21 protein-coding genes are annotated in these 25,047 nt (G+C 62.8%); 12 read left to right on the plus strand and 9 right to left on the minus strand.

The features are described from left to right. Positions 1 to 76 precede the first annotated feature (76 nt). The 4 genes from F9Z44_RS11790 (at position 77) to F9Z44_RS11805 (ending at position 3,037) form a co-directional block, all read left to right on the plus strand. Positions 77 to 337: an acyl carrier protein gene (locus F9Z44_RS11790; RefSeq protein WP_159606356.1), complete on the plus strand. Its 261-nt coding sequence runs from the start codon at positions 77 to 79 to the stop codon at positions 335 to 337. Further along, entirely contained in the window at positions 334 to 1,206 is an 873-nt protein-coding gene (locus F9Z44_RS11795; protein WP_159606358.1) for a hydrolase 2, exosortase A system-associated, read from the plus strand. Before F9Z44_RS11790 ends, F9Z44_RS11795 begins: the two co-directional genes overlap by 4 nt. After that, on the plus strand, positions 1,203 to 2,048 hold the full coding sequence (locus F9Z44_RS11800; RefSeq protein WP_159606360.1) for a hydrolase 1, exosortase A system-associated: 846 nt from the start codon (positions 1,203 to 1,205) through the stop codon (positions 2,046 to 2,048). Before F9Z44_RS11795 ends, F9Z44_RS11800 begins: the two co-directional genes overlap by 4 nt. A gap of 200 nt (positions 2,049 to 2,248) precedes the next feature. Next, positions 2,249 to 3,037, plus strand: a complete 789-nt coding sequence (locus tag F9Z44_RS11805) for a PEP-CTERM/exosortase system-associated acyltransferase (RefSeq protein WP_159606362.1) — start codon at positions 2,249 to 2,251, stop codon at positions 3,035 to 3,037. Positions 3,038 to 3,135: 98 nt separating this feature from the next. On the opposite strand, the gene F9Z44_RS11810 is transcribed toward F9Z44_RS11805, so the two are convergent. After that, complete coding sequence (locus tag F9Z44_RS11810; RefSeq protein ID WP_159606364.1) at positions 3,136 to 4,218, minus strand: PEP-CTERM sorting domain-containing protein; 1,083 nt, start codon at positions 4,216 to 4,218, stop codon at positions 3,136 to 3,138. Positions 4,219 to 4,293: 75 nt separating this feature from the next. Beyond that, positions 4,294 to 5,040: a PEP-CTERM sorting domain-containing protein gene (locus F9Z44_RS11815; protein WP_159606366.1), complete on the minus strand. Its 747-nt coding sequence runs from the start codon at positions 5,038 to 5,040 to the stop codon at positions 4,294 to 4,296. Positions 5,041 to 5,305: 265 nt separating this feature from the next. Here F9Z44_RS11815 and F9Z44_RS11820 point away from each other — a divergent pair, with 265 nt between their 5' ends. The 6 genes from F9Z44_RS11820 (at position 5,306) to F9Z44_RS11845 (ending at position 12,655) form a co-directional block, all read left to right on the plus strand. After that, complete coding sequence (locus F9Z44_RS11820; protein WP_159606368.1) at positions 5,306 to 6,178, plus strand: ThiF family adenylyltransferase; 873 nt, start codon at positions 5,306 to 5,308, stop codon at positions 6,176 to 6,178. Between the two features lie 185 nt (positions 6,179 to 6,363). Further along, the gene (locus F9Z44_RS11825; RefSeq protein WP_201449952.1) at positions 6,364 to 7,125 is read left to right on the plus strand and encodes an outer membrane lipoprotein-sorting protein; all 762 of its coding nucleotides are present in this window, start codon (positions 6,364 to 6,366) and stop codon (positions 7,123 to 7,125) included. Positions 7,126 to 7,197: 72 nt separating this feature from the next. Then, complete coding sequence (locus F9Z44_RS11830) at positions 7,198 to 8,463, plus strand: DUF1302 family protein (protein WP_159606372.1); 1,266 nt, start codon at positions 7,198 to 7,200, stop codon at positions 8,461 to 8,463. 56 nt (positions 8,464 to 8,519) lie between these two features. Further along, entirely contained in the window at positions 8,520 to 10,856 is a 2,337-nt protein-coding gene (locus tag F9Z44_RS11835; protein ID WP_159606374.1) for an efflux RND transporter permease subunit, read from the plus strand. A gap of 237 nt (positions 10,857 to 11,093) precedes the next feature. Beyond that, positions 11,094 to 11,897 (plus strand): methyltransferase domain-containing protein, encoded by an 804-nt coding sequence (locus tag F9Z44_RS11840; protein WP_159606376.1) that lies wholly within the window; start codon positions 11,094 to 11,096, stop codon positions 11,895 to 11,897. Between the two features lie 23 nt (positions 11,898 to 11,920). After that, a complete protein-coding gene (locus tag F9Z44_RS11845; RefSeq protein ID WP_159606378.1) occupies positions 11,921 to 12,655 on the plus strand; it encodes a PEP-CTERM/exosortase system-associated acyltransferase in 735 nt (244 codons plus the stop codon). Here F9Z44_RS11845 and F9Z44_RS11850 read toward each other — a convergent pair whose 3' ends face one another. Further along, on the minus strand, positions 12,656 to 13,402 hold the full coding sequence (locus tag F9Z44_RS11850; RefSeq protein ID WP_236574106.1) for a GNAT family N-acetyltransferase: 747 nt from the start codon (positions 13,400 to 13,402) through the stop codon (positions 12,656 to 12,658). A gap of 275 nt (positions 13,403 to 13,677) precedes the next feature. Then, the gene (locus F9Z44_RS11855) at positions 13,678 to 17,082 is read right to left on the minus strand and encodes a VanZ family protein (protein ID WP_159606380.1); all 3,405 of its coding nucleotides are present in this window, start codon (positions 17,080 to 17,082) and stop codon (positions 13,678 to 13,680) included. 182 nt (positions 17,083 to 17,264) lie between these two features. Between F9Z44_RS11855 and F9Z44_RS11860 the strand changes: the two genes are divergently transcribed. Together F9Z44_RS11860 and F9Z44_RS11865 are read left to right on the plus strand one after the other, a co-directional pair. Beyond that, positions 17,265 to 18,434, plus strand: a complete 1,170-nt coding sequence (locus F9Z44_RS11860; protein ID WP_159606382.1) for a TIGR03088 family PEP-CTERM/XrtA system glycosyltransferase — start codon at positions 17,265 to 17,267, stop codon at positions 18,432 to 18,434. Further along, the gene (locus tag F9Z44_RS11865; protein ID WP_159606384.1) at positions 18,431 to 19,567 is read left to right on the plus strand and encodes a glycosyltransferase family 4 protein; all 1,137 of its coding nucleotides are present in this window, start codon (positions 18,431 to 18,433) and stop codon (positions 19,565 to 19,567) included. Before F9Z44_RS11860 ends, F9Z44_RS11865 begins: the two co-directional genes overlap by 4 nt. A 4-nt stretch (positions 19,568 to 19,571) precedes the next feature. Here F9Z44_RS11865 and F9Z44_RS11870 read toward each other — a convergent pair whose 3' ends face one another. From F9Z44_RS11870 to F9Z44_RS11890, 5 genes are all read right to left on the minus strand, one after another. Next, positions 19,572 to 20,534 (minus strand): polysaccharide deacetylase family protein, encoded by a 963-nt coding sequence (locus F9Z44_RS11870; protein ID WP_159606386.1) that lies wholly within the window; start codon positions 20,532 to 20,534, stop codon positions 19,572 to 19,574. A gap of 117 nt (positions 20,535 to 20,651) precedes the next feature. After that, complete coding sequence (locus F9Z44_RS11875) at positions 20,652 to 21,494, minus strand: class I SAM-dependent methyltransferase (protein ID WP_159606388.1); 843 nt, start codon at positions 21,492 to 21,494, stop codon at positions 20,652 to 20,654. Positions 21,495 to 21,543: 49 nt separating this feature from the next. After that, the gene (locus F9Z44_RS11880; RefSeq protein ID WP_159606390.1) at positions 21,544 to 22,725 is read right to left on the minus strand and encodes a DegT/DnrJ/EryC1/StrS family aminotransferase; all 1,182 of its coding nucleotides are present in this window, start codon (positions 22,723 to 22,725) and stop codon (positions 21,544 to 21,546) included. Between the two features lie 27 nt (positions 22,726 to 22,752). Beyond that, entirely contained in the window at positions 22,753 to 23,916 is a 1,164-nt protein-coding gene (locus F9Z44_RS11885) for a carboxylate--amine ligase (protein WP_159606392.1), read from the minus strand. Next, entirely contained in the window at positions 23,916 to 25,028 is a 1,113-nt protein-coding gene (locus tag F9Z44_RS11890; protein WP_159606394.1) for a glycosyltransferase family protein, read from the minus strand. Before F9Z44_RS11890 ends, F9Z44_RS11885 begins: the two co-directional genes overlap by 1 nt. Positions 25,029 to 25,047 lie beyond the last annotated feature (19 nt).

Consider the following 25,047-nt stretch of genomic DNA (forward strand, 5'->3'; position numbering starts at 1 on the left):
CTCGGGCAAGCCCGTTCTCTAGAATCAGACGCGATACTCAAGACTTTTCCCATATCAATCCATCCGCTTCCATTCCATGAACGTGTACGAACAAGTCTTGCGCGTGCTGGACGATGCCCTCAGCCTGCAAGGGCGCTCCGTTGCCTTTGATCGCGGCACGCCTTTGTTGGGCGCGCTACCCGAACTCGATTCCATGGCCGTGCTGGCCCTGATCGGCGGCCTTGAAGACCACTTCGGCATTGCATTCAGCGACGAGGTGCTCAATGCTGACGTGTTTGCCACCGTGGGCACCTTGACCAGTCTGGTCGAGCAGCACCTCAGTGGTCATCCCACGTGACCCCCACCGACCGCGAAGTCCTGCCCAAGGCATTTTTCCTGCCCTCTGGCGGCACCGATCATGACGAGAGCCAGCGGTTTTGCCTTTTTCATTCGCCGCAAGGCGCCCCGCGCGGGCGCGTCCTGTACCTGCACCCGTTTGCCGAAGAACTCAACACCACCCGCCGTGTGGTCGCTCAGCAAGCCCGCGCCATGGCCAGGGCGGGCTACGCGGTGTTGCAGATCGACCTGCTGGGCTGCGGCGACAGTTCAGGCGACTTTGCTGAGGCGACGTGGTCTGACTGGCTCAATGACGCGCAACTGGCCCTTGGATGGTTGAACTCAAAATCCGATGGTCCGTTGTGGCTCTGGGGCTTGCGTTCGGGCACCCTGCTGGCCACCGCGCTGCTGAGCAGGCTGAGCCAACCGGCCAACCTGCTGTTGTGGCAACCCGTGGTCAGCGGCCCGCAGGTACTGCAGCAATTCCTTCGACTGCACGCTGCAAGCCAGTGGCTCGGCTCGCAAAAGGCGGACGGACCAACTCCCGCTCAGCGACTTGCTCAGGGCCAAACCGTGGACGTCGCCGGCTACACCATCGGTCCTGAATTGGCAGGGGGCTTGGCAGACGCACGCCTGCAACCGTTCGATGGAGGGACCGCCGGGCGGATTGTCTGGCTTGAACTCTCCACCCAGTCCGATGTCGCCTTGAGCCCGGCAGGGCAAAGTGAGTTGCGACGCTGGCATGCGGCCCATTGGGAAGTGGATGCCCGCTCGGTGGCAGGCCCCGCCTTCTGGCAAACGGTGAGCGCAGACGAGGCACCAAACCTGATCAGCACCACACTCGCAGCAATGGTGGATCAACACGCCTCGCAGCTTCGTGTCGCCCCATGAGAGTCCGTGAACAAGCCATCCAGATGATCGGCCCTGAGGCCGACATGCTGGGCATCGTGAGCCTGCCCCCAGAGGACGTCGCCGCGAAGCACACGGCGGTCGTCATCGTGGTCGGCGGCGCCCAATACCGGGTGGGCAGCCACAGGCAATTTGTGCAACTGGCGCGCCGCCTGGCCGCAGAGGGGCACCCGGTACTGCGCTTTGATCTGCCGGGCATGGGTGACAGTCCGGGTATCCTCCTGCCATTTGAAGCCACTTCGGACCCTATCGGACTGGCCATCGATGCGTTGTACCAGCACTGCCCCGGCGTAGACCAGGTGGTCCTGTGGGGCCTGTGCGATGGAGCATCGGCCAGTGTGCTGTATCTTCGAAACACACAAGACCCGCGCGTGGTCGGACTGGCGCTGCTCAATCCGTGGGTACGCTCCGAAGCCAGCCACGCCCGCGTTCGAGTCAAACACTACTACCGCCAAAGGCTCCTGGACCCATCCTTCTGGCGCAAGTTGCTAGGTGGGCAGGTGGGATGGCAGGCACTTCGAGGTCTGGGTCATAACCTAATCGCCATGCGCCGCCATGAGCCCACGCCACTCAGCTTTCAAGATGCCATGGCAGAAGCTTGGAAGGCCTTTCCGGGTGCCATCCTGCTGCTGCTCAGCGAACGTGACCTCGTCGCGAAAGAGTTCCACGAACTGGCTCAAAGCGACGCACGGTGGCTGGGTTCACTTGAGCGGTCACAGCTTTTTCTGCAACACATTCAAGGGGCAGACCACACCTGCTCCACCACGACCGCCAGTCGCCAAATGGAGTCATTCGTCTTGTCCTGGCTCCGTCAAATAATGTGATCGGGTTACTCTGCGATGGCACGAGGCGCCCGTTGCCAAATGCACAAGATTCCCAGTCCTGCGACGGCTTACATTTCGGCGACTGCATTTACATTTCAGCGCCCGAAAACCAACCATCATCAAGGTATGGTCGCAAGGTTGGGAAAGCGTTTGCAACCTATATCAAGCGGGTACCTTCAGGTACGCTGTGGAGAACATCGATGCTGGCGCAAAAATACGAGTACTCGGTCGTGAGCCGGGGGACCCCGGGCTACGAAGACTACTGCTCTCTGCGACACGAGGTGTTTTGCACGGAACTGCAACGAGTTCCCTCATGCGCAGAGGGTTCGGGCAGCCGCCCCATGGAAACAGATGGTTTTGACGAGCACAGTTTGCATGTCTTGTGCCGATCGGTAGAGACTGGCGAAGCCGTCGGGTGTGCCAGACTCATTCTTCCCAGCCCCAAGGGGCTCAACGTCCTGTCTCGATACAAACTCCACACCGCCGCCACTTCGGATGCGGAATCGGTGGGAGAAATCGGCAGACTCGCCATTTCAAGCAAGCTGCGGCGCTACCGTCGCGATACACAACTCGTTGGTCCGGCCCTGCCAGCGATCTGCTCGGAAGAGATCTGCAGGGAAGTCAAGCGCGACGGCCCGACCGTCGCCTTGGGTCTCTACCGAGAGATATTCCGACTGGCGAGTGAACACGGCATCACCCACTGCTACGCGGCCATGGAGCCTTCGTTGTCACGAATGCTCAATCGTCTGGGATTTCCGTTTCAAGAAGCAGGTCCTGTCAACCATGCGGTTCAACCTGCGAGGCAACCCTACCTTATTGGCGCACACGCAATGCGCTCTGGCTTGGCGGGTCGGAACTCCTGCCTGTATCAGTTCATTTTCGGAACGGATGCACCGATGGTGGAAGCGTTTGGTGAGCCTTCATGGCAAACGCCGCGCTCGACTTCCTGCCTGTTGCCATTTGGCGCTCGCATACCCTCTTTGGTCTGACATTCGGCTTGCATCAACAGCGCGCGTCATTGATTGCGCGTGGACGAAAAAAAACCGCGCATTGCCTGCGCGGTTTTTTTACGTTTCAATCTGGTCTGTCAAACGACCTTCTTCGACCGCCGAACCACACCAAGGCCGGCCAGTGCCACACCCAACAGAATGAGGATGCCTGGTTCGGGAATGTCGGTGGTGGACACACGCTTGGTCAGATAAATCTCTTCGCTGGCGCCACCATCGGCTGCGATCTTGAAATTGCCCCAGAACAAGTTGCCGTCTTTCGCATAGGGACTCAAGTCCATGCTGGGAGCGTAAGCAATGAACTCGGGTGATCCACTACCACGGCTGTTCGTGATGAGACACCAATCCGCGCCAAACGGCGCTGTAGAACAACCCGATCCGGGAATATACACAGGGACGTTTTGTGGAGCCAACACCATGTCTGGATCCAACGCCAGATCGCCGCTGATCGAGTACTGACCATCAAAAACGTTGTCGAGCGCCCAAACCACGGGATCGCCATTCCCATCTGTCAATGGAACTCCAGAGCTGTCGGTCAGATAGACCTGACCGCCGAAGTAGAGTTGAGAAACGGCACCTCCTGCTTGCGGATCAGCCAAATCAAAGTAAAAAACCGGGATGAGTTGAGGCGAAAGCCAATCAACCACCTCTTGAACGGTCAAGACTGGATCATTGGGATCATTGCCTGGATCACTCGTATCAGTCCCAGTGGATCCACCCCAGGTACGCACATAAATTGGATCGGTTGTATTGGAAGACTGCGCGTCGGGGAACGGATCGGGGTTGTTGAGCACCCCATCTCCGTTTGCCTTGATCAGCACGCCGATGTCGAGCTGCCCGGAACCCGACACCAGCTTGCTCCAGTCGCCATAAATGGTGGTCGACAGCAGGCTGGGGGCCAATTTTTGAATTGTCTCCAGCGCCTCGATCGAGTAAGAGAGAAACTCGTCGTGGTAACTGGCGATGTAAGTGCCGGGGCTGGTCGCCGTGACGGTACCCTTCAAGCACTGCAGGTTGTTGAGACCACCGCTCAGAGCGGTTTGAATAGCTGCACCGCAGGGTTCCACATCTGGAAGGACCAACTGGGCGTTCGCTCCTCCGGCCAAACAAAGTCCACCGGTCACAACAGCTGAACGCACGGCGTTCACAATCATGTTTTTCATATCACACCCCGTGTTAAAAAAGGCCGCACAACATGCTTGTGCTGTACGGCCTGCCTTACATCTACTCAATCTCGATCAAGCTGCTTTTTTCATGCGGCGGGAAACACCCAAGCCCGCAAGACCGAGGCCAAGCAAAGCGATCACTCCTGGCTCAGGAACGGGCTGCGAGTCGCCAGCAATCGTTGCGGTACCCAGGTGGGTTATGCCACCAATCGGTGAGGGAAGTGGCTGAAACTCAGAGGTGTACTTGAAGTCGGCGCCAAACTGCGAGTTCGTGTCGAAGTAGGCAGCAGCCAAACCGCCGGCCACGTTCAGAAAACCAGAACCTTCACCGGTCAAAATGGCACCTAGTGAGCTCACACCCGTCAGCGAACCGGCCAGAGTGGCGCCAGTACCCAACGGGTCAGCACCAACCAGTGTCAGCCAAGGCGTGCCATCGGAAAACGTGGTCACGTCCTGGAAGTTGGCGTTTGCGCCCGACACGAAAAAGTTCAGCACACCGCCGGTGAACGTGAAACTTTCACCCACAGCAGGCGTCAGGCTGTTCACCAACGTGTAGCCAGTGAAAGTGTAGGTCAGTTCGCAACCAGAGCAGAAATTGGTCTGCGTATTGATGGTCGTGATAAGACCGTAGCCCGAGATGGTTTGACCAGCAGTGGTTGCCACGCTCTCGACCAGCGTGCTGTTCGCCGAGAAATCAAAGAATGAGTCGGTGTCCCACACAACACCACCCACGTTGACCAAGCCAGCGCTGGCGGAACCGGTAGCCAGCAGCAAAGTAGCGGCGGTCAACGCCGAAGCTGCGATTCTGTTCAATTTCATTTCCAAACTCCTTGATGTTGATGGGTGAGCGCTGTGCCCTGAACCTGTACAAAGCAGTTTGTGTGCCAGGACTGAAAACTTCAACAGAAACAAAGATGAGCGAACACCGGCGTGCCAACGACCCGCATGCCTGTAAACAAATCCGACATTCGTCGCTCTTTCGCACGGCCTGGGTCGCCGAGGCAACTGGTGTCATTTCCCGGTTCTTCTCGCGCGCGCGCATCTGATAAAAGGTGACACCATCGACGACACATGAGGGCCCATCTTGACCACGTTCAACTACACCGACGCCTTCAGCCGAAACATCGGGGTGGTCAACACCGCCGAGCACGAGCGCCTGAACAACTGCACAGTGGCGATTGCAGGCATGGGTGGCGTGGGGGGTGACTACCTCATCAGTCTCGTGCGGGCCGGCGTGGGCGGCTTTCATCTGGCGGAGTTCGACGAATTCGAGTTGTTCAACTTCAACCGCCAGTACGGTGCCAACACCCAGACCATCGGCCTGCGCAAGCTCGACGTGATGGTGGACATGGCACTCGCGATCAACCCCGATTTGCGCATCACGAAATTCGATGAAGGCATCAACGCGGCCAATATCGACAAGTTCTTGCAAGGTGTGGACCTGGCGGTGGATGCCATTGACGCCTTTGCAGTCGACATGCATCCCCTGCTGGTGAACGCAGCCACGGCCCGGGGCCTGGCCACCATTGCTGCTGTGCCCTTGGGTCTGGGTGCGGGCGTGCTCGCTTTTGGCCCCAAGGGGATGTCGTACTCGGACTACTTCGCCATCAAACCTGAGATGTCGGACGACGAAAAGATCGTGCAGTTCATGCTGGGTTTCGCGCCCGAACTTCATCACCTCAAATACCTCGATCCCAAGACGATCAACCTGAAAGCCCGCAAAGGTCCCAGTTCGATCGCCGGTTGCAAGCTCTGCACCGGCTTCATCACCACGCAGGCTCTCATCGCCCTCTTGCATCCCCAAGATCTGGAATGCGTGCCTTGGTACACCTACCTCGATGCGCGGCTGAGCCGGTTTCATCACCGACGGTTGTGGATGGGCAACCGCAACCCGATTCAACGGCTCAAGAGCTTCGTGGCGAAAAAACGTCTGGCCAAGATGACGGCTGACTCCTGAACCCAGACTGGAGGTCTGGGGGCGCTACAGTGCCAGCGCCAGGGCAAATACCCTGCGTTAGACTGACCAGCAAGCAGATTCATGAAGGGGTGAGCATGGCAGGAACGGTCTGGAGGACATGGCTCGATTCCACGCGTCTGGCACTGAGTCAACGCATGGCCCGGCGCCTTGTAACCGCCATTCTTTTGACCCCACTGGTTGCCGCCGCACAGACTGACGAAGGCGCCAAGCTGGCCCAGCGCGTGTACGACCGGCCCGACGGCAAAGACGTCACTTCAGTGGTGACCATGTCGCTCACAGAGGAAGGCAAGCCGCCCAGGGTTCGCGGCATGCTGCTGTTTCGGGCCAGTGGCAAGGGTGGCGATGTGTCAACCCTTATCCGCTTCACCGATCCGGCAGACATACAAGGCACCGGGCTTCTCACGCTCGATGGCGCGGACGGGGCCTCCAACCAGTGGATCTACCTGCCTGCCATGCAGCGTGTGCGTCGAGTCGACTCCAACCGCAAGGGTGGGCGCTTTGTCAATTCCGACTACTACTTTGAGGATTTGCGTGATCGCAAGCCTTCCATGGACAACCACCGCCTGAAGGCACGCGAGCGGGTGGGAGACACCGAATGCGAGGTACTGGAGAGTGTCCCGACAGAGGCTGGCAACTCGGTGTACCTGCGCCGACTGAGCTGGATTGACCCCAAGAGTCTGTTGCCTCTGCGCGTCGACTTCTTTGAACGCAACGCAGACCAGCCGAGCAAGCGACTGCTGGTCACCAAACGCGAGTTGATCCAGGGGCACTGGACCGTCATGGACAGCACGCTGAGCGACTTGGGCAGTGGTCACCAAACCCGTCTGACGGTGGGCAAGGTGCTGTACGACCGCAACCTCCCGGAGTCGTTATTCACCTCGCGGGCCTTGGCCGACGAGCGCGTGGAGCGAGAATTCCTTCCGTGACAACCTTGGTCGCAGGGGTGCGCTCGCGACGAAATCGATATGCAATCAACCATCAGACGAGGAGCAATGTTCATGCAGGGTCAGCAAATGCGGGGGGCTTGGGTCGGGTCGGGGTTGTTGCTGGCGGCGCTGGGAGGCGTACCGCTGGCCGCAAGTGCCGAGGGGCTCAAGGTGGACGCGCTGCGTCTGGAGGTGGGGGGCTTTGCCGACGACCCGGGCGCATCCGGCAGTGTCCTGGCGCACGGTGCCGTGAGCCTGCAAGGCAACAACGGTGACTGGAGCTACGCCCTGGGCGCGAGGTTGGACGCCCACGCGCAATACGGCGATCGCGACTTCGACCGGGTCCGGCTGGACTACACCGAGAACTACCTTCGCTGGCAGCAAAAAGACGTCCGGGTGACACTGGGCACCCAAAACGTGTTGTGGGGACGGGTTGACGAGATTTCCCCGACCGATCGCATGGGCCGGGTGGACTTCTCCCGCGCCGTCCTCGACAAGCTGCCCGATCGCCGGCGCGCAGTCCCCGCGGTGCGCGCGGAGTACTTTGGCGAACGCTTCAAGCTGGACAGCGTGTGGCTGCCCGTGTTTGACGATGCCGTCATGCCCGACGCCCGCAGTGTCTGGAACCCTGTGGACACCACCAACGGAAGAATCCTGGGCATCGGCAGCTTGCCCGGCATCGTGGGCGCGCGCGTGGTCAAGGCCGACATCCATGGCTCGGGCGGAGGGGGCGTGCGCCTGACGGCCGAGGGCGAAGGCTTCGACTACGGATTCAGCTTGCAGCGCATCCGGCAGTCTCAGCCTTACTACAAGGTCGTGCCCGCTGCGCAGGTGGTGCTGCAAGCGGTCCACCCTTTCAGCACGGTGCTGGGCGTCGAACTGGAAACGGAGCGCCTGGGTGCGACCTGGCGCATGGAAGTTGCCGCGAACAGTGCGGTACCGCTGACCACCCAGAGCTTCCAGTATCGAACCGAACCTGCACTGGACATCGTGCTCGGTGCGGAATTTTTCCCGGGTGACAGTGAAACACGCGTGACCTTGCAGCTCGCAGGGCACCGAACTTTCACCAACAAGGCCGTGCTGGACCGGACCCGAATCTACAGCCTGACCGGTGAAATCGAACATCCGTTTGCCAATGGACGCTGGCGCGCCGACCTGCGCTTCTCGCTGGGGCTCAACGACCGGGACCGTTACTTCAACCCGCGGCTGACTTACACCGGTATCGATCAGCAGGAGATTTACCTCGCGGCACACCTGTTCAGCGGAGCGAGCAACACCCTGGGGGGCTTCTACCGGCGCAACGACACCCTGGTGATCGGTTGGCAGGGAAAGTTTTGACCATGAACTGCCCGGTTGAATTTCAAGCCACGGCGCAGGCACGCTGTGGCTGAGGCATGCACTTGATCGACAGGCTGCGCAACCAGATAGCAAGGGTGACGCAACACGCGCTCTTCCTGCGCGTGACCCAGCCGGGCATTCTGCGCAGGAAGACAGCGATCACGATCATCGTGCTGATCCACGTGATCGCTGCCGCCCTGTTGCTCAGGCTCAACCTCAACAACGCACCCGGCCTGTACTTCCCGCACGACGCTCCCGCCACCGTGCTCGAACGCGAGTTGCGCGCCGAGTTTCCCAGCGACGAGATCCTGATCGGCCTGTTCCGCGGCGACGACATCTACTCTGCCCCGGTGCTCGGCGCTCTGGACCGCGTCGCGGCAAGCATGGCGAAACACCCCGATGTGGATCGGGTTTTCGCCGTCACGCGGGTGGACCACATCGCGGGCAGCGCAGACGGCTTCGTGGTCGAACCCCTGATCGATGCAACGCGTCTGGACGCCGAGTCGGCGGAGGTCCGCAAGGCCCGCGTGCTGGGTGACCGCTTCATGCCGCGCTGGCTTGCCTCAACCGACGGCAAGGCCCTGGCCGTGGTGGTGCGCACCCGCAAGCTCGACGAAAGCCGTCAGCGACAGTCCATCGAAGACGCGTTCCATGCCGCCGTGCAGGAACAAAAACTGGAGGCCCGCCTGGAGGCGGTGGCGGGAACCGTGGCCCTGGACGCTGCGGAGATGCGCTCGATGCTGCGCGACACGATCGTGTTCACGCCGTTGGTCATGGGGCTGGGCCTGGCCCTGTTGTACTGGGTGGTTGGACGCGTGATTCCGGTGGTCATCGGGGCGGTGGCCATGAGCACTTCGGTGATCGCCTGCGTGGCTCTGATTGCCCTCATCGGTCAGCCGTACACACTGGTCACGGCCATGGTGCCCACCTTGATCTCGGCCTACACCGCGGCCAACCTGCTGCACTTCTATGCCGCCCTCAAGCGCATGCGGGACGCGGGGTTCCATCGCCCGAAGCGCGTCATCTTCGCCTTGCAGGAGATCAACACGCCCGCCATGTTCAATGTGTTGACCACGGCAGCCGGCATGATCAGCCTGGTGCTGGTGCCCATCCCTCCGGTGCAGGTGTTCGGCTTCGTCGGTGCCATCGGCGTGCTCGTGATCTATTTCGTGGTGTTCTATCTGATCCCGCCCTTGCTGGTGAAGTACGACCACGGGCCGTGGGCCAGCGAAGGTGGCGGCTTCGGATGGACGCGCCGCCTCTCCTTCAGCCTGGCGCGCGTTGGCATCCGGCATGCGGGTTGGGTGGTGGGTGGCCTGGTGCTCATCTCGGTGGCTGGCACGGCCCTGGTGCTCAGGGTACAGGCCGAGTCGGACCTGCTGAAGTTTTTCAGCGCATCGCATCCTCTGACAACGTCCACCACCAAGGTCGAGTCGGCACTGGTCGGAGTGACGGCGCTCGAAATCGTGATCGATGGCCCCGCCCGCGATGCGTTCAAGAACGTCGAACTGCTGCGCAAGGTGCAGGCGCTGCAGGCGCAGGTGGAGTCCCTGCCCGAGGTGGACCGCACGCTGTCGATGATGGACATCGTCGAAGAGATGAACTGGGCGTTCAACGAGGAAGACAAGAGCTTTCGCGCACTGCCCACGGACGACCGCATGTTGGCCCAGCTGCTGCTGATCTACGACGGCCGCGATCTGCAGGAACTGGTGAACAACGACTACCAGCGCATGCGCATTCTTCTCAACGTCAACGTGCACGGCGCGAACGCCATTCAGGAAGTCATCAACAAAATCGAGGCCATGATCGCCAAGGTCGATGCACCTCAACTGAAGTGGCAGATGGCGGGTTACGGACGCCTGTTTGCAGATCAGGAGGACCTCTTGGTCTCTGGCCAGCTGCTCAGCTTTGCCGGTGCCTTCGGACAGATCTTCCTCATCATGCTGCTGCTGTGGCGAACCGTGCCGGCAGCGGTCATCAGCATGCTGCCCAATCTGGCGCCCTTGTTTTTCGTCTTCATGCTCATGGGAGCAACTGGCATCTACCTGGACATGGCGACCGTGCTCATTGCTGGCGTGGTGCTTGGCATCACGGTGGACGACACCATCCACATTTTTTATCAGTATCAAAAGCGACGGAGCAACGGTGCGGGCGCGGTGTTTGCCATCGCCAGAAGCATCGAGGCATCGGGCAAGGCCGTGCTTGCCACCTCGGCGCTGCTGGTCTCGCAGTTCCTGCTGCTCGCCACGTCCAGCTTCGTGCCCACGTCCCGCTTCGGTCTGCTGACCGCCATCGGCCTGATCTCGGGCCAGTTGCTGGAACTGCTGCTGCTGCCGGCCCTGGTGGTGCTGTGGAGCCGCATGAATCTGCGGCATCCGCTGCTGAAGTTATAGCGCACGCACCACAGCGCAAGGCGAATCCTTGTCTTGTGTCAACTTGCCGGCAAGGGCCGGCGAGCATAATGAAACGAAGCTGAAAAAACGAAGTGATAGGGTTGATCATGGGATTGCATATCGCGGCCGATCAATACAATATTCGTACAGAAGCAGAATCAAGGAGGGAATGACGATGTGCGCTCACCGTCGCATCCAGGGATGCCGTCCCCCGTTGAACAGCAACGGTTGCAGAACATGACCAACACGAACACGGGCTCATACCAGTTCGAAGCGCTCAACGACGCGCAGTTTCAAACACAGCGCCTGCAGCAGCAGGCCCAGGCTGTGCGCAGCCTGGAAACCTCGATTCTGCGGGGCGCAGGCATCCAGCCCACGCACGACGTGCTCGAGATTGGCAGCGGCCCGGGCTTCGTGTCCGACCTGCTGGCCGAGCTGGCTCCCCAGGGCAGTCTGCACGCCGTGGAGCCCAGTCCCACCCTGATTGCCCAGCTGGAAGGCAATGTGCGGCAAAAGCCCGCACGCGGGTTGTTCAGCCATCAGGCTTATGGCGACGCCCTGCCCCTCGCGGACCAGAGCATTGATTTCTCATACACGCGCTTCGTGCTACAGCACGTTCCCAAGCCGCAGGCAGTGGTGCAAGAGGTGTTCAGGGTGACGCGGCCCGGTGGCCGTTTTTGCGCTGTCGACTCCGATGACGGGCTCGTTCTGTTCCACCCCGGAGAACCGCGTGTGGACCATGTGCTGCACAGCGCGCAAAGCATTCAGGCCAGCCAGGGCGGTGACCGGTTCATCGGTCGCAAGATGCAGGAGATGATGCTTCAGGCCGGGTTCACCAAGGTCAAGACGCGGGTCATGATGCTCACCAGCAGCGAACTGCCGTTCCCCGTGTTGTTCAACATCCTGCTCGGCTACAAGGCCTCGCTGCTCGGCGACGCCGTGGACCTCGCCAAGCTGTTCGAAGACTTGTCGGCCGACGTGGCGGCCGGCAGGCGCCTGGTCGCGGCCGGCGTGTTCATCGTGTCGGGCGAGCGCGCATAAGGTCGACGGCACCAGGGCCTGCGATGGAAACTGTGTACTTCACCTTCTACGAAGTGATCCCGGGCAGCTCCGATTTCGAGGACTACCTCGAGGCGCGGTACCTCGTGTTCTGCGAAGAGCTGGGCCGGGTCGATGCACCGGGCATGTTTTCCAGCCGCGGGCATCCCATTGAAACCGATCAGTACGACGCCAACAGCCGCCATTTCATCGCCCGCCACAAAGCCAGTGGCGTGGTGGCGGGTTTCATGCGGATCATCATGCCCAACGAATATGGGCTCAATGTGGCGCAGCGCTACGTGATCGAGCGGCCCCTGCCCTACTCCAGCGCCACCGAGGACAAGATCGGGGAAATTTCCCGGCTGGCCGTGACGCCGCATTTTCGCCGCCGTCATTCTGACGAGGGCAAGCCGATTCAGGGTGACCCCGAAAGTGAGATGACCCTCAAGACCGATGGTGTGCGGCATCACCAACCCGAGCTGGTGCTGGGCATGTACCGCGAGGTGTACCAGCTGTGCCGCCAGACCGGCCTGGATTACTGCATGGCCGCGATGGACAACCTGTTCAGCCGGCTGTTGACCCGACTGGGATTTCCTTTCGTGGCGGTGGGCCCTCTGAACCCCAACGTCACGCCGGCGCGCAGGGTCTACATCATCAGCGCCACCGAAATGGAACGCATGCTCGGGGCTCGTGAAGCCACCATCCTGCAGTTCATGCAGACGCAACTCAACACGAACGCGGAATCCGCTCCTCTGGCCTGATCAGCCCGTCAGCGCGGCCCGCGTTCGCCGGGCCCAGCGCCCCAGCACATGGCGCCCAGCCGCCAGCCAACCTTGCCAGTGGAGCAGGTCGCAGGCCAGCAGGCCCACCCGCTCCCGCCTCATCGCCATCCAGTCGGCCTTGTAAGCATCGTCGCCGCTGAGGTAGTCCACTTCCACCACACGATCCACGTCAATGACATGCTGCATCAAGGCGGCGGTCAGCACCGATCCCGCGGAGAGTTTCTGGAAACCCTCGACATACGCCAGCTTGTAGATATTGGCCTTGCCGCCGTGCACCAGCCACACCTGAGCCGCCAGCGGCCTGCCGTCCAGCCACAACACGCCCAGGCGCAACCAGCCTTCTCGAGCCGCGGTACGGATCAGGCCTGGCATGAAGGCAGGGCAAGGCTCAGGCTGTTTCCAGCTCTGGCCATAGACCGACGCATAGGCTGCGACGGCAGCTTCCAGCTCGTCAGACTCGCTGGTGACGATGTCGATGCGCCAAGGACCCGCTTTCTCCAAACGGCGACGCCCTCGCTCCACGCTGTGCCGCAGCGCTGAAGGCCGCTCAGACCAATAGGCGGCGAATCCGCCCGAGGCCACGGGCTGGTACCAGTTGCCGAAGCAGAAGAAACGATCGGTCCAGTAGCGCTTCGTGTGCAAGGCCTTCTCGAACGCGGCCAGCCATTCACTGGATGCATCCAGCGGTTGCAATTGAACGACGGCACTGCCGGGGAGTTCGCGCATCCTCGTCACCAGAGCACGCCAGTCGGATGCGCTCATCGATTCAACATCACCCTGTGGTCCAAACAGACAGGTATAGAAGTTTGAAAGCGCCTGCAAGCCCCCCCCCGCCTGCGGCCGCATGAGCTCAAAGCTCAAACCGCCTGCGCTTGATGAGGACTCCAGCGGCAGGGAAATGGGCTGATCGACAAAGCCGTGCTCGCGAAGGTTGTCGAACCATGCCTTCGTCTGGAACAGCTCCGTATCTGGCGGCCTGTGGGCCCGGTCGGCTGGCCCGCTCACACCCGCAAGCCTCGGGAAGCCTTGCCAGGCATCGAAGGCGCCGGAACAACAGGACCAGCAACGCGATGGGACGACCTCATTGACGCCATCCACGTCAGGCACACCAGGAGCAGCACATAGCGCGGCTCGCCGGTGAACGAGTCGAACAAGGACACGACGACCAGACCCACCAACGCGGCGGTCAAGGCGAGCGAGGACTGGTCACCCGACGATGCAGCGCTGAACCCACGCACGAGTCCCGTGCCCACCAACAGCACGAAGGCCACCAGACCGAACACCCCCTGGTCAAACCAGACCGCCAGAAAGATGTTGAGCACCCGCCACGAGCGATGGTCGTCCGAGGTGTAGCTCCAATGGTCCCCCGCAGAGGCAAAGTTGCCGTTTTGCAGCAACTCGTTTCCCTGCGCGGTGCGCAGCGAAATCTGGCGGATATCGACACGCGCGGCACCGGAGTTTTGAATCGCCAGCCGCACCGGTCGACCCAACCAACCGTCGGATCGACGCAATGCCTCCGTCTCAATGGAAGCGGAAAAAGACTGCCAGCCCGGCTCGCCTGCTTTCAGATCAAAACCGCGCACGACACAGTTCTCTGAGGAAAGAAGCCATTTCTGGCACAGATAAACAGCCATTGAACCGCTGCCCCCGATGGACCGGGCTTCCAACGCCAATTCAACAGGGCCTGCACCATGAAGTTCAACGAACTGATCCAGGTACAGATCAGGGCCCGGGCCCAACTGCAATTGGCTCACACCCTCCTGTCGCAGGAAACGGTGCATGGCCTTGTGGGTGCCATCTTGTGCTTGCGACACGGCATCCCAGTAGGTTCGGGAAGGGTATTGCCCCAGACCGTTTCCGAAGATCCAGGCCGAGGCACTCTGACCACCGATGCGCACCACGTTCCTGAAGTGATCGATCCGTATTTGAAAGTCTTGCCCCACGATCGCCAGCCGCGAACTGGCGAATGGGCTGATGGCCAGGGGATAGGCCATCGCGACCAGCACGACCAACAGGGCCGCTGAGGTCAGGGCACCCAGGCGCCTCGTCAGAAAAGCCCGGTGACCGGCAATGGCAACGAATGCACAAACCACCACCGCGGCCAGATGCGTCGTTCGCGTGAACGTCACGACAACTGCATAGGCCGCCGCCAGCGCGACCAAACTGCAAAACACCCGCCAGACTGCTGATTTGCCAAACAGCGCGCCCAACAGGGCAAAAGGCAGCGCCGAGACCAAAAATGCATCGAGATACACCCCGCCGAGTCGCATGGCCATCACAGGACCGGCCGCGCGATAAGGCGTCGAGAAATCCCACAAACCGGCAAAAGCGGCACGCTCCCAGAAAACGAAACACGAGACATAGGCCAGACCCACCACCAGGCCCACGCCAAACGAGCGCACCACAGGCAGTTGGTTGGCATGTTGCCGCCGCGCCAGAACGAACAAGCACAAGGCCCACAACAACCCCTTCAAGGGACGCACCGCTTGCCAGGGACTCAGGGGTGTATCCGGGTTCTGCAATGCAGCCAGCTCCCAGGGACGCAAGGCCACCACCACCGCCACAACAGCGCTCATGACAAACACGCCCAGGACTGCACCCAACCAGCGGTCTTGTGCGGGGGTCGCGCCGCCCAGTGGCTGGCGCACCCATGCGATGACCACCACGATCAACAGAAGCACGTCAAATTCATCCACATACTCCCTGCCGCTCAGGGCAGAGAGGTCAAACGAGGGCAAGGCCGCTGCAACCACGCCAAACAACCACACCGGGCGCCACCAGACGAGCGAGGCACCCACCATCAGCGCGAGTCCGACCGGCCACTGCAACACCGGGAAATGGAACAACCAGGCAGCAGCGCCAACGAACACCGGAAGGATCAACCAGACCGAGGCGCGTGTCGCAACGGTTCCCGCGGAGCCCGTGCGCGCCGGGCTCACTGCGGGCAATGCTTGTACGGGCTCAACCTCCCTCCCCGGCTCAAAAAACCGATGCAACAACTGCACGCACAAAGCCGCTGCCGTCGCAGCGATCAAGACGTTGGTCGGGTCGGGCCGGCTCTCAAGCGGAAACAGTTTCCCGAACTCCACCACGAGGGCCACGCCAGCGGCGATCCAGGCCGCATGGCGCACCGACAAAGACGACACCCAGCACCACAGCCCCACTGGCGCATAGAGAAAGGCGATGGTGAGAAGGCTCTGCAGAGCGACCGCCTCGCTGGTGTAGTAGTGGTAATAAAACGGCACGAAACGAAGCTCGCCGCTGGACAAGCGCGCCACCGCATCTTCGACACTGCGCCAGGCGCCACCGCCCAAGCCACTCAACACCACGACCGCCCACAGGTGGAGCGCTGCCAGGGGCCACACCCACCGGCTCAAGGTTTTGCGCCACTGATCGATGCTCCAGACGAGCCTGCGATTCCACAGCCAGGCACCCAACAACCAGCCTGTGCCCCGCGTCAGTACCGACAGCCCCTGGCTCACACCCGACGCCATGAACCATTGCCCGACCTCGATGATCACGCCGAAACCGGCACCCAACCACCATGCCGCCAGCAACGAAGCCTGCGCGGTCGCCGACCGCTGGCCGACGAGGACGGAGCGCGCCCACAACGCGCCCAGCGGCACCAGCACCGCAGTCTCGGCAACCAGCCGGGCCAGCTGACGTATCAAGGACTCCTGCGCAAACTCGGGGGCCATCCACCAACCCCAGAACGAGCCACTCGCCTTGTCCGACAGTTCGGCAGACGACACCAGAACGTCGAACGGAAACAGGGACACGAGCAGCACCACCAGCGCCCCCGCGGGCACCAGGACAGCGGCCACCTCGCGCCAGTGACCGCGCAAAACCGTCTGCAAGCCAGCCAGCCACGCCGTGCCACGCCAGGCCAGCAAAGCGCCCACGGCCGTACCCAGTCCCTCTGCCACCAGGTCGTTGATGGAGACCGTGCGCGGAGGAAAGTACAACTGCGAAAACTCAACCGCCACCGCGAGGGCCAGGCCGAACCCGATGGCCAGCACGCTGTTCAACAGCCGCCGGCCAATGCCCTGCCCCGCCAACGATGCGGCGGTCAAAAAGCCCACGGGCACGTACAGCACGCCATTGGCGATCCAGTCGGCGCGCCCCTCCAGGCCAATGTCGAGCATGGGGATGCTCGCGAAACTCGCCAGGGCTTGTTCCAGGGTGATGGCCTGAAACTCCAGAGGAACAAGGCTGCCATAGACGACAAACAAGACCCAAGCCCACCAGAGCGCTCGGACAAAACGGGCTGGCAAACCCGCGGCCTGGTCCACCCGCAAAGAAGGAGGTGCTGGCACCAATGACATCCGTTCAGGTCCCGTCACCAGGCGATGCGCTGCAAGGCCACGACCACCCATGCTGTGCTGGATCGACGCGCCGATCGGCACCTGCCGCGAAGGTCGTCAAGTGGGATGCCTGCGGTTGGGATCATTCAAAGATGATAGTCGTTGGACCGCACGCAAAGACCCATGCCGGACTCGCCGCCGCGATACGTGACAATCGCCCCGGGACCGGCGTCTCTTCGCGAGCCCGACTCCACCAACACCCCGGGAACTGCCCGCTCCACGTGATGCCCAATCGTCCTTGCCACATCGTCCACCTCATCTACCGCTTCACCACCGGCGGGCTCGAGAACGTCGTTGTCCAGCTCATCAACCACCTGCCCCACGGCGAGTTCAGGCACACCGTGGTGGCCATCACCGACGCAGACCCCACATTCGTCCAGCGCATCGAGCGCAAGGACGTGGACGTGATCTGCCTCGACAAACCCCCGGGGCAGCCGTTTGCCCTGTACCCCAAGACCTTCCGCCTGCTGCGCCGCCTCAAACCCGACGTGGTGCACACCTGCAACCTGGCGGCCCTGGAGTTCATGCCCATGGCGGCGCTGGCGGGCGCGCCCCTGCGCGTGCACGCCGAACACGGCATGGACATGGGTGAGATCAACACCAAGGGTTCCCGCTACCTCACCTTGCGCAAGATCTACAAACCCTTCGTGCACGAGTTCATTGCCGTGTCTGCACCACTGCAAACCTACCTGCAGCGCAAGCTGGGCGTGCCTCCCGCTCATGTTCACCTGATCCCCAATGGCGTGGACACACACGTGTTCAGGCCGGCCACTGCCAAAGACCCGCTGCCACCCGGGTTCCCCTTCGAGCGCGAACGCCACTGGGTCATCGGCACCGTGGGCCGGCAGGTGCACATCAAGAACCCCCTGATGCTGGTGGATGCCTTCATCAGCCTCGCGCGCTCCGGCGTTGCAGGCACCGAGCGCATGCGCCTGGCGATGGTGGGCGACGGGCCCCTGCAAGGCGAGATCGGCGAACGCATTCGCTCCGCTGGCCTGGAAGACCGGGTCTGGCTGCCGGGCGTGCGCAGCGATGTGGCCGCCATCCTGCGCTCGCTGGACTGCTTTGTTCTCCCTTCGCTGTCTGAAGGCACCTCGTGCACCCTGCAAGAGGCCATGGCCACAGGCCTGCCCATCGTGGTCACCGATGTCGGTGGCAATGCCGAACTGCTGGAGCATGGCCGCTGCGGGGATCTTGTGCCCTCGGGCGATGTGCAGGCCCTGAGCACGCAACTGCTCAAACACCTGAGCGACACATCCGACAAGGAGCAGGCCAGCCATGCGCTGGACGAGGCCCGCCAGCGCCATGACATGGGCGTCGTCACACAAAGGTACCGGACGCTGTTCCTCAGCCGCTTCAGCACCCGAGCTGTGGCACGGGCGGTGAGCCCATGACCCATTCGCCACCCGGCATGCGCCACACCGAGCGCCTCCATCGCGTGGTCATGAGCGGTCCGCTGCCACCCGCCATCGGCGGCATGGCCTCGGTGCTGGATGCCTTGGGCACTTCCCGCCTGGCCAGCCAGACCCGACTCACGCTGTTTGACACCGGCAAGAAGACCGCTGCCGACCGCACGCTGCTGCAAGGCATCCAGGCACGCCTGCGCCTGATGCGCCACTGGACCGCCCTGCTGGCCAACCAGGGCGGCACCATTGCGCACATCCACACCTGCAGCGGCTTCACCTTCTTTCTGGATGGCCTGCTCGCCTTGCTGGCCCGTCGCCGGGGCTGCCGGGTGGTCTTGCACGTGCACGGCGGCCTCTTCGACACCTTTCTCGACGGACTCCATCCCATCCTGCTGCGCATCGCCCGGCGCATCGCGCGAACAGCCGATGTGGTGATCGTGCTCTCTGAGGACTGGCGCAACCGGCTGGGCCAACGGCTGCCGGGCACCCACTTTGCCGTGTTGCAAAACGGCGTGCACGAGCCGAACTGCCCAGCACAGCGCGTGGCCAACGATCGCCCCACCTTCCTCTTTCTTGGCAATCTGAGCCGCCTCAAGGGGGTGCCCGTGCTGCTGGAGGCCATGAGCCTGGCACAGGCCGACTGGTGCGTGCAACTGGCCGGCAGCGAAGCCGAACCCGGCTTCACCGAGTGGTTGCGCCAGGAGATCGAACGCCGCCAACTCGCGCATCGCGTCACGCTGCTGGGCTCCGTGGTGGGCGAGGCCAAAGACCGCGCGCTGGTCCGGGCCGATGCGTTCGTGCTGCCCTCGCTCGCGGAAGGCTTGCCGATGTCGCTGCTCGAAGCCATGGCGGCGCGCCTGCCCGTGGTGGCCACCACGGTGGGAGCCATCCCCGAAGTCATTGATGAAGGCGTCGAAGGCTTTTTGGTCTCACCCGGTCAGGCAGCGCCTTTGGCCGCCGCCATGGACCAACTGGCAGGGTCTCCCGCACAGCGCGAAGCCATGGGCCACGCAGGCCACGCCAAGTACCGGGCGCATTACAGCGTCGACGCCATGGCGCAGTCGCTGCTGGACATCTACACGCGGGAATTCGGCGCCACGCCAGCGCACACGACCAGCTGAAGGCTCAGCCGAAGCGCTTGCGGTACACCTGTGCCACCAGGCGCCGGCCCGTGCGGTGCAACGGCGAGTGCAGCGGTGCAGGCTGCCTGGACACCGGTGCTGGCTTCAAACCCTGGAAGCCGCGCACGTTGAAGCTGTCGCGGTGCTTGTCCAGAAAGGCACACAACTTGTGGAACCGCTCCACCACCACCGTGTCCGGCCGGTCCTTGGCGCGGTTGAGCAGTTCAAAGCCGTGGGAGAGGATGACGAAAGACTGGCGACGCTGCTCCAGCGCCTGCCACAGCAGCCCCTCCATCTCGCGGAACGAGCAAGCCGTGAGCTGTGCGTGCCGCATCTGCGAAGTGCCGTCCCGGTACACGGTCATGGGGTATTCGTGCACCCGGTCCAGCTCGAACGGCTCGACCATTCGCTCACCGGGCATCACACCACTGTCGGGTCCGAACATGGACGCGTTGTAGCTGCTGTCGAAAGGAATGCCGACATCCCCCAAAGCCAGCAAGGTGTCGCGGTTGAAGGCGAAACTGCCGGCCCGGAAAGCGTTGATGTCGTGCACGCCGGCGCGCTTCATGAGCTCCAGGCCTTTGGCGATCAAGGTCGCCTGCTCCTGCCTTGAAAAATAACGCAGGTGCTGGCGCTTCTCGGTCACCCCGGGCAGCACCAGCTCGGCCGCCTCGTCAGCCCACTCGGTGTGCAGGTGCAGTTGCACTTCGTGACCACGTTCGCGCACCAGGCCCACGATTTCGTCCAACGCAGCCTGGCCAAAGCGCAGTGCAAACAAAGGCTCGATGAAAAACACACCCTTGAGGCCGTGCCGGTTCAGCACGTCCATCTTGTAGGGCAAACCAAAGTCACCCTGGGGCGTGGAGCCGTAAACGTAACGTTTGAAGGCTGCGGGGAACTGGCGATCGAGATCGCTCCAGCCCTGGCACCAGATCTCCACGTCCACGGTAAAAAACACATCGAGCATCGTTGCCGCCTGTTCTGTCGTACTTTCGCAGTATGTGACGACAGTTTAGCAATGCAACAAGACGTAATGACCTCCGCGTGAAGGAATGCACCCTTGGGCACCTGGCCCGCTCCAAGGTCAGGCGGGCTTGCGCAAGGCCGTGGAAAAGCTCGGCAACAGCAAGGCCACCGGCAGGCCCAGCGGGCGGCTCACCGCATCCACCGCATGCAGCACGGCTCGCCTGGATGCCGACATGCCGGCTGCCCTCTTCCAATCGAAATAGGTGCTCGACCGATCTTCGACATCCAGCTGCGTGTAGCCCGGAAATCCACCGAGTACATCCCAGGGAAACAGGCCCCGCTCAACGTCGGAGGCGGCCGGCCCGAAGCTCCTGGGCATGTAGTTGATGAACCAGCGGCGCGAGTGGATCTCGATCGGGGACAAGCGATTCGACGTACCCGCCACGAACACGATGCCCCCCGGCGCCAGGATGCGGTCGAGTTCCGACAGCACCGCTGGAAGAATGGCGAAAGGCACGTACTCCAGCACACTGTTGCAGGCAATGAAATCGAACGTGCCATCGGGCCACGGCAGGGCCGTGCTGTCGGCGTGGCAGCCAAACCGGATCTCGTCCGTGAAACCGTGCCGCGCCGCGTTCTCCACCGCGATCTCGATGTACCGGGTGTCGATGTCGATCGCATCCACCTTCGCGCCCAGGTGAGCCAACACGACCGACGTGGCACCCAGGTTGCAGCCGAATTCGAGCACACGCTTCGCCCGGCTCTGCCCGAGGTATTGCACCAGCGGTTGCCGGCACTTCTCCCAGACATGGTCCACATAACCCCCATGCCAGATCGAATCCGGGTCGCCGCCGAGCAGATCCACCACTTTCTGGCGGAAGCGCTCGTTGGCAGCCAGGTCCCGGACGGCCGGGCCTTGGTCGGGTGGGTTCAATCGCGTCGCGTCGGGGGTGTTGGACATGTTGAGGGTGAAATTGGAAGTAGGCAGAAGTTTGGAGAAGTTGCCCGTGTCAAACGCCCTGGAGCGCCGTGTCCAGCACTGCACAAATGGCGTCCACATCGGCCTGGCCCATGCCAGCCCGGCAAGGCACACCCACCAAACGCCGGGCGAATGACTCGGCTTGCGGCGCGTGCTCACCAGCGCCCACCTGGGCCGCATAGCCCAGACGCGTTTCCACGCCGCGCGCCAACACCTCGCGGCGAAAGGTTGCCATGTCGGCCCCCTCGGGCAGGAGCAGCATGACCCGCGCCAGAAAGCGCCCTGGCGCGAATTGCGGAAACCGCAGGCGGGGATGTCTCTGCAGGGCCTGGTGGTAAGCCTGTGCAATGCGCACCTTCTCACCCAGCAGCGCGTCGAGTCGGTCCAGCTGGGCCAGCGCGATGCCGGCCTCCAGGTGGCTGATCTGCGTGGCGGCGCTGGGGGTGGACGGCACCGCGCCCAGCGCCGACATCACCCGGCCCAGGTAATAGCCCGAATGCCCGGTGTGAACGTGACCGACATGGTTCCACAGGAAGTCGGCCAGTGCACCCAGGCGGCCGCTGGCCGGGGGCAGCTCGGTACAAACGCGGCTGGCCTCTGCAGTCCACGCAGGCCGGTTGACGAGCAGCACGCCGCCCGAACCCCGGATGCCGGTGACGATGGTCTTGGACTGGGCAAAACTGATCACGCCCATGTCGCCAAAGGTGCCGAGCAGCCGCCCGTCTTGCCGAACGCCGACCACCTGGGCAGCGTCGTCGATCAGGAACACCTGCGCCGCGTCGCACAGCGCCTCGATCTCGCCGATGCGCGCCGGACAGCCGTACATGTGCGGGGCTATCACCGCCAAGGTGTCGGGCCCCAACGCCGCCTGCACATCGGCAGGGCCCATGTTCAGGTCGTCCTGCACGTCCACGCTGCGCACCCGCAGGCCGCAGGCGCTCACGGCCGAAACCACGCTCGGGCAGATGTAGGCCGGCACGATGACTTCGGTGCGTTCGGGGCGCTGCCGTTTGAACAGGCCCAGCGCGATCTCGATGGCGTGGTGGCCATAGTTGGTCAAGTGCACGCCCGATGGCGCATACAGCTGAGCCAGCCGCTGGGCCAGCAAGGTCGTGTTCGGCCCCTGGTGCACGCGCCCACGCAGCAGGCAGCTGGCCATGGCGGCGTATTCGGCGCCCGACCAGTCTGCAAAGGCAAGGGGCTGGCGCTTCACGGGTGGTGCAAACACAGACACACGCGCTCAGCGCCGCAGGCGCTGCAGCAAACGCGAGCGCAGGTGGTCCAGCCAGGGCCGTGGATCGTTCCAGCGGCGGTAGGCGTCAAACACCTCGTGCGAGCGGGATGCGAGATCGGGCGGATCGCCGCTTTCTTCCTGAGACCAGCGATCGATCTGCGTGTCGCGCCAGACGCGGGGCGGGTCCACCAGATGGGCTTCGGGCACCGGCAACCCGAGTTCGTGGCAGTAGGCCGCCAGGGGCAGGTTGCAGCCATTGAGCGTGGCCACTTCTTCCTGAAAGTCGGTACGCGCCACGGTGGGCTCCACCATGCAAAAGCGCCCGTCGCGTGCATCGCGCTTGTATTCCATGCTGCCGATGCCGGTGAACCCGACCTGCTTGAAGAAAGCCGAGGTGGTGTCACGGAGTTCCTGCGCATGTTCCCACGCAGCGGTACAGCTGGCGGTGCCGCCAATGCGCGGTGGCCACGAGCGGATCTTGCGCCCGGGAAACGAGCTCACCACCTGCCCGTTGGCCCCGATGTACTGCAGACAGAAATAGATGTCGCCGTCACCGCCTTCGATCCATTCCTGCACCACCATGTCGGCCAGCACCGGCTCGATCTCGCGGTACAGCGCGTCCACCTCGTCGGCCGACGCCACCTTGTAGGCCTTCTTGAAGCGCGCACCGTATTCGTAGCTCTTCCCGCTCGGCTTGAGCACACAGGGGTAGTTCAGCGAACGCGCCTTGTGCAGATCTTGCGAACTCTCCAGTCGCACCGTGCGCGGCACCGGCGCAGCCAGGGCTTCGGCCAGCTCCTGGAAGCCCTGCTTGTGCATCAGCTGCATCAGCCGCTGGTGCTCGGGCAGGCGGATCAGCAGCGACGCAGGCAGCTCCGCACGGTGTTCCGAGACGGTGTTGACGGTCTTCTCTTCGGTCAGGAACAGCACCACGCGCGACCCCAGCCCGGCCACCACGCGTTGGAGTTCGGCCATGAACGCCGGCCCTTCGAGGGCGCTCACCATCTGCGCCCTGCCCCAACGCGATCGCATGGCCGGAGAGTGGGCGTCGGTGTCCAGCACCCGCACAGGCACCCCGGCCTGCCCGAGACTGCGCACCACCCCCAGGGCATTGAGGCCACCGCCCACCACGATGGCCACGGCGGTGTACCGCGTGTCTGAGTTCGGCATCACGCCCTCGCCTGTTCTGTGCTGGTGGCCGTGTGCGGCGCAGCGCCCGCCACGTCGCGCAACACCGCGATCAGCTTGTCGGCCTGGCGGTCCATGGAATAGCGGCTCAGCGCTGTCTGCCGAGCCTGCTGGCCCACGCTCTGGCGCAAGGCCGGGTCTCGCAAGGCGGCCAGGTAATGCAACCACTCGCCGTTGCTGCGCGCCAGGAAGCCGTTCACGCCCTGTTCGATCACAGGCTCGTAAGAGGGGATGGGCGTGGCCACCACCGGCAGGCCCATGGCCATTTTCAAGGTCAGGCGGTTTTCAGACTTGACGCTCCACTCCCCCGTGGGGTCGCGCACCGGGTCCACCTCGATCGGGATGATGCCGATGTCGGCGCGCTGCATGGCGTCGTACACCGAGTCAGCGCCCCAGGCCTCGCAGACGATGCGCCGGCTCGCCAGAAACTTGAGGTAGCGCCAACGCTCGCTTGCGCCGTTCTTGCTGTCCATCTGCCACTTGTTCTCTTGCCAGCGGCGCCAGCGCGACCCGGCCGGGGAATACCGGCCCACGATCGTGACCTTGAGCCAGTCGGGCGGGCTGCCCAGCAGCGGAAGGCGATCCAGCCCCGCCGACGTGACGAGCACCGCGTTCAGCGGCCTGGCGCTGGAGCCCGAGTGGGTGCCCCAATCGGTCTTGTGAAACTGCGGCTTCTCCACACCGTCGTGCACCACCCAGATCCGGCCCTGCTGCTCCTTGGGATACAGGCTCCTGAGGTGGTCGGTGACCACGATGGTGGCGTCGGTGGCCTCGCACATGGCCGGGTTCACGAAATCGCAGATCGCGAACACAGTCTTGATGCCGGCCTGGCGCAGTTCGCGGGCGAGCTCCAGCACGCTGTCGCCAAACACCTTCTGCAGCACAACGATCTGGAAGTTCTGCGCCTTGATCTTCTCGGCCAGCCCGGACACATCGGGCGTCTTGGTGCTGGTGGCGGGTTCAAACACGATCTGCGCATCGAAGCCTGCGGCCTTCAGGTAAGGCAGCATGTTCAGCACGACGATGCGGGTGCTGGGGATAGCGTTCTGCGTGTTCGACAGCAAAACGAAGCCCACCTTGATGCGGTCAGTCATTCCAGTTCACCCAAGGTTT

Source organism: Hydrogenophaga sp. PBL-H3, from assembly GCF_010104355.1.
GTDB lineage: Bacteria > Pseudomonadota > Gammaproteobacteria > Burkholderiales > Burkholderiaceae_C > Hydrogenophaga.

What these genes read in the sequence shown, in the direction of transcription:
- F9Z44_RS11790 (WP_159606356.1), top strand. Translation starts at nt 77, where the DNA reads ATGAACGTGTACGAACAAGTCTTGCGCGTGCTGGACGATGCCCTCAGC.
- F9Z44_RS11800 (WP_159606360.1), top strand. Translation starts at nt 1,203, where the DNA reads ATGAGAGTCCGTGAACAAGCCATCCAGATGATCGGCCCTGAGGCCGAC.
- F9Z44_RS11805 (WP_159606362.1), top strand. Translation starts at nt 2,249, where the DNA reads ATGCTGGCGCAAAAATACGAGTACTCGGTCGTGAGCCGGGGGACCCCG.
- F9Z44_RS11810 (WP_159606364.1), bottom strand. Translation starts at nt 4,218, where the DNA reads ATGAAAAACATGATTGTGAACGCCGTGCGTTCAGCTGTTGTGACCGGT.
- F9Z44_RS11815 (WP_159606366.1), bottom strand. Translation starts at nt 5,040, where the DNA reads ATGAAATTGAACAGAATCGCAGCTTCGGCGTTGACCGCCGCTACTTTG.
- F9Z44_RS11830 (WP_159606372.1), top strand. Translation starts at nt 7,198, where the DNA reads ATGCAGGGTCAGCAAATGCGGGGGGCTTGGGTCGGGTCGGGGTTGTTG.
- F9Z44_RS11835 (WP_159606374.1), top strand. Translation starts at nt 8,520, where the DNA reads ATGCACTTGATCGACAGGCTGCGCAACCAGATAGCAAGGGTGACGCAA.
- F9Z44_RS11840 (WP_159606376.1), top strand. Translation starts at nt 11,094, where the DNA reads ATGACCAACACGAACACGGGCTCATACCAGTTCGAAGCGCTCAACGAC.
- F9Z44_RS11845 (WP_159606378.1), top strand. Translation starts at nt 11,921, where the DNA reads ATGGAAACTGTGTACTTCACCTTCTACGAAGTGATCCCGGGCAGCTCC.
- F9Z44_RS11850 (WP_236574106.1), bottom strand. Translation starts at nt 13,402, where the DNA reads ATGCGCGAACTCCCCGGCAGTGCCGTCGTTCAATTGCAACCGCTGGAT.
- F9Z44_RS11860 (WP_159606382.1), top strand. Translation starts at nt 17,265, where the DNA reads ATGCCCAATCGTCCTTGCCACATCGTCCACCTCATCTACCGCTTCACC.
- F9Z44_RS11865 (WP_159606384.1), top strand. Translation starts at nt 18,431, where the DNA reads ATGACCCATTCGCCACCCGGCATGCGCCACACCGAGCGCCTCCATCGC.
- F9Z44_RS11870 (WP_159606386.1), bottom strand. Translation starts at nt 20,534, where the DNA reads ATGCTCGATGTGTTTTTTACCGTGGACGTGGAGATCTGGTGCCAGGGC.
- F9Z44_RS11875 (WP_159606388.1), bottom strand. Translation starts at nt 21,494, where the DNA reads ATGTCCAACACCCCCGACGCGACGCGATTGAACCCACCCGACCAAGGC.
- F9Z44_RS11885 (WP_159606392.1), bottom strand. Translation starts at nt 23,916, where the DNA reads ATGCCGAACTCAGACACGCGGTACACCGCCGTGGCCATCGTGGTGGGC.
- F9Z44_RS11890 (WP_159606394.1), bottom strand. Translation starts at nt 25,028, where the DNA reads ATGACTGACCGCATCAAGGTGGGCTTCGTTTTGCTGTCGAACACGCAG.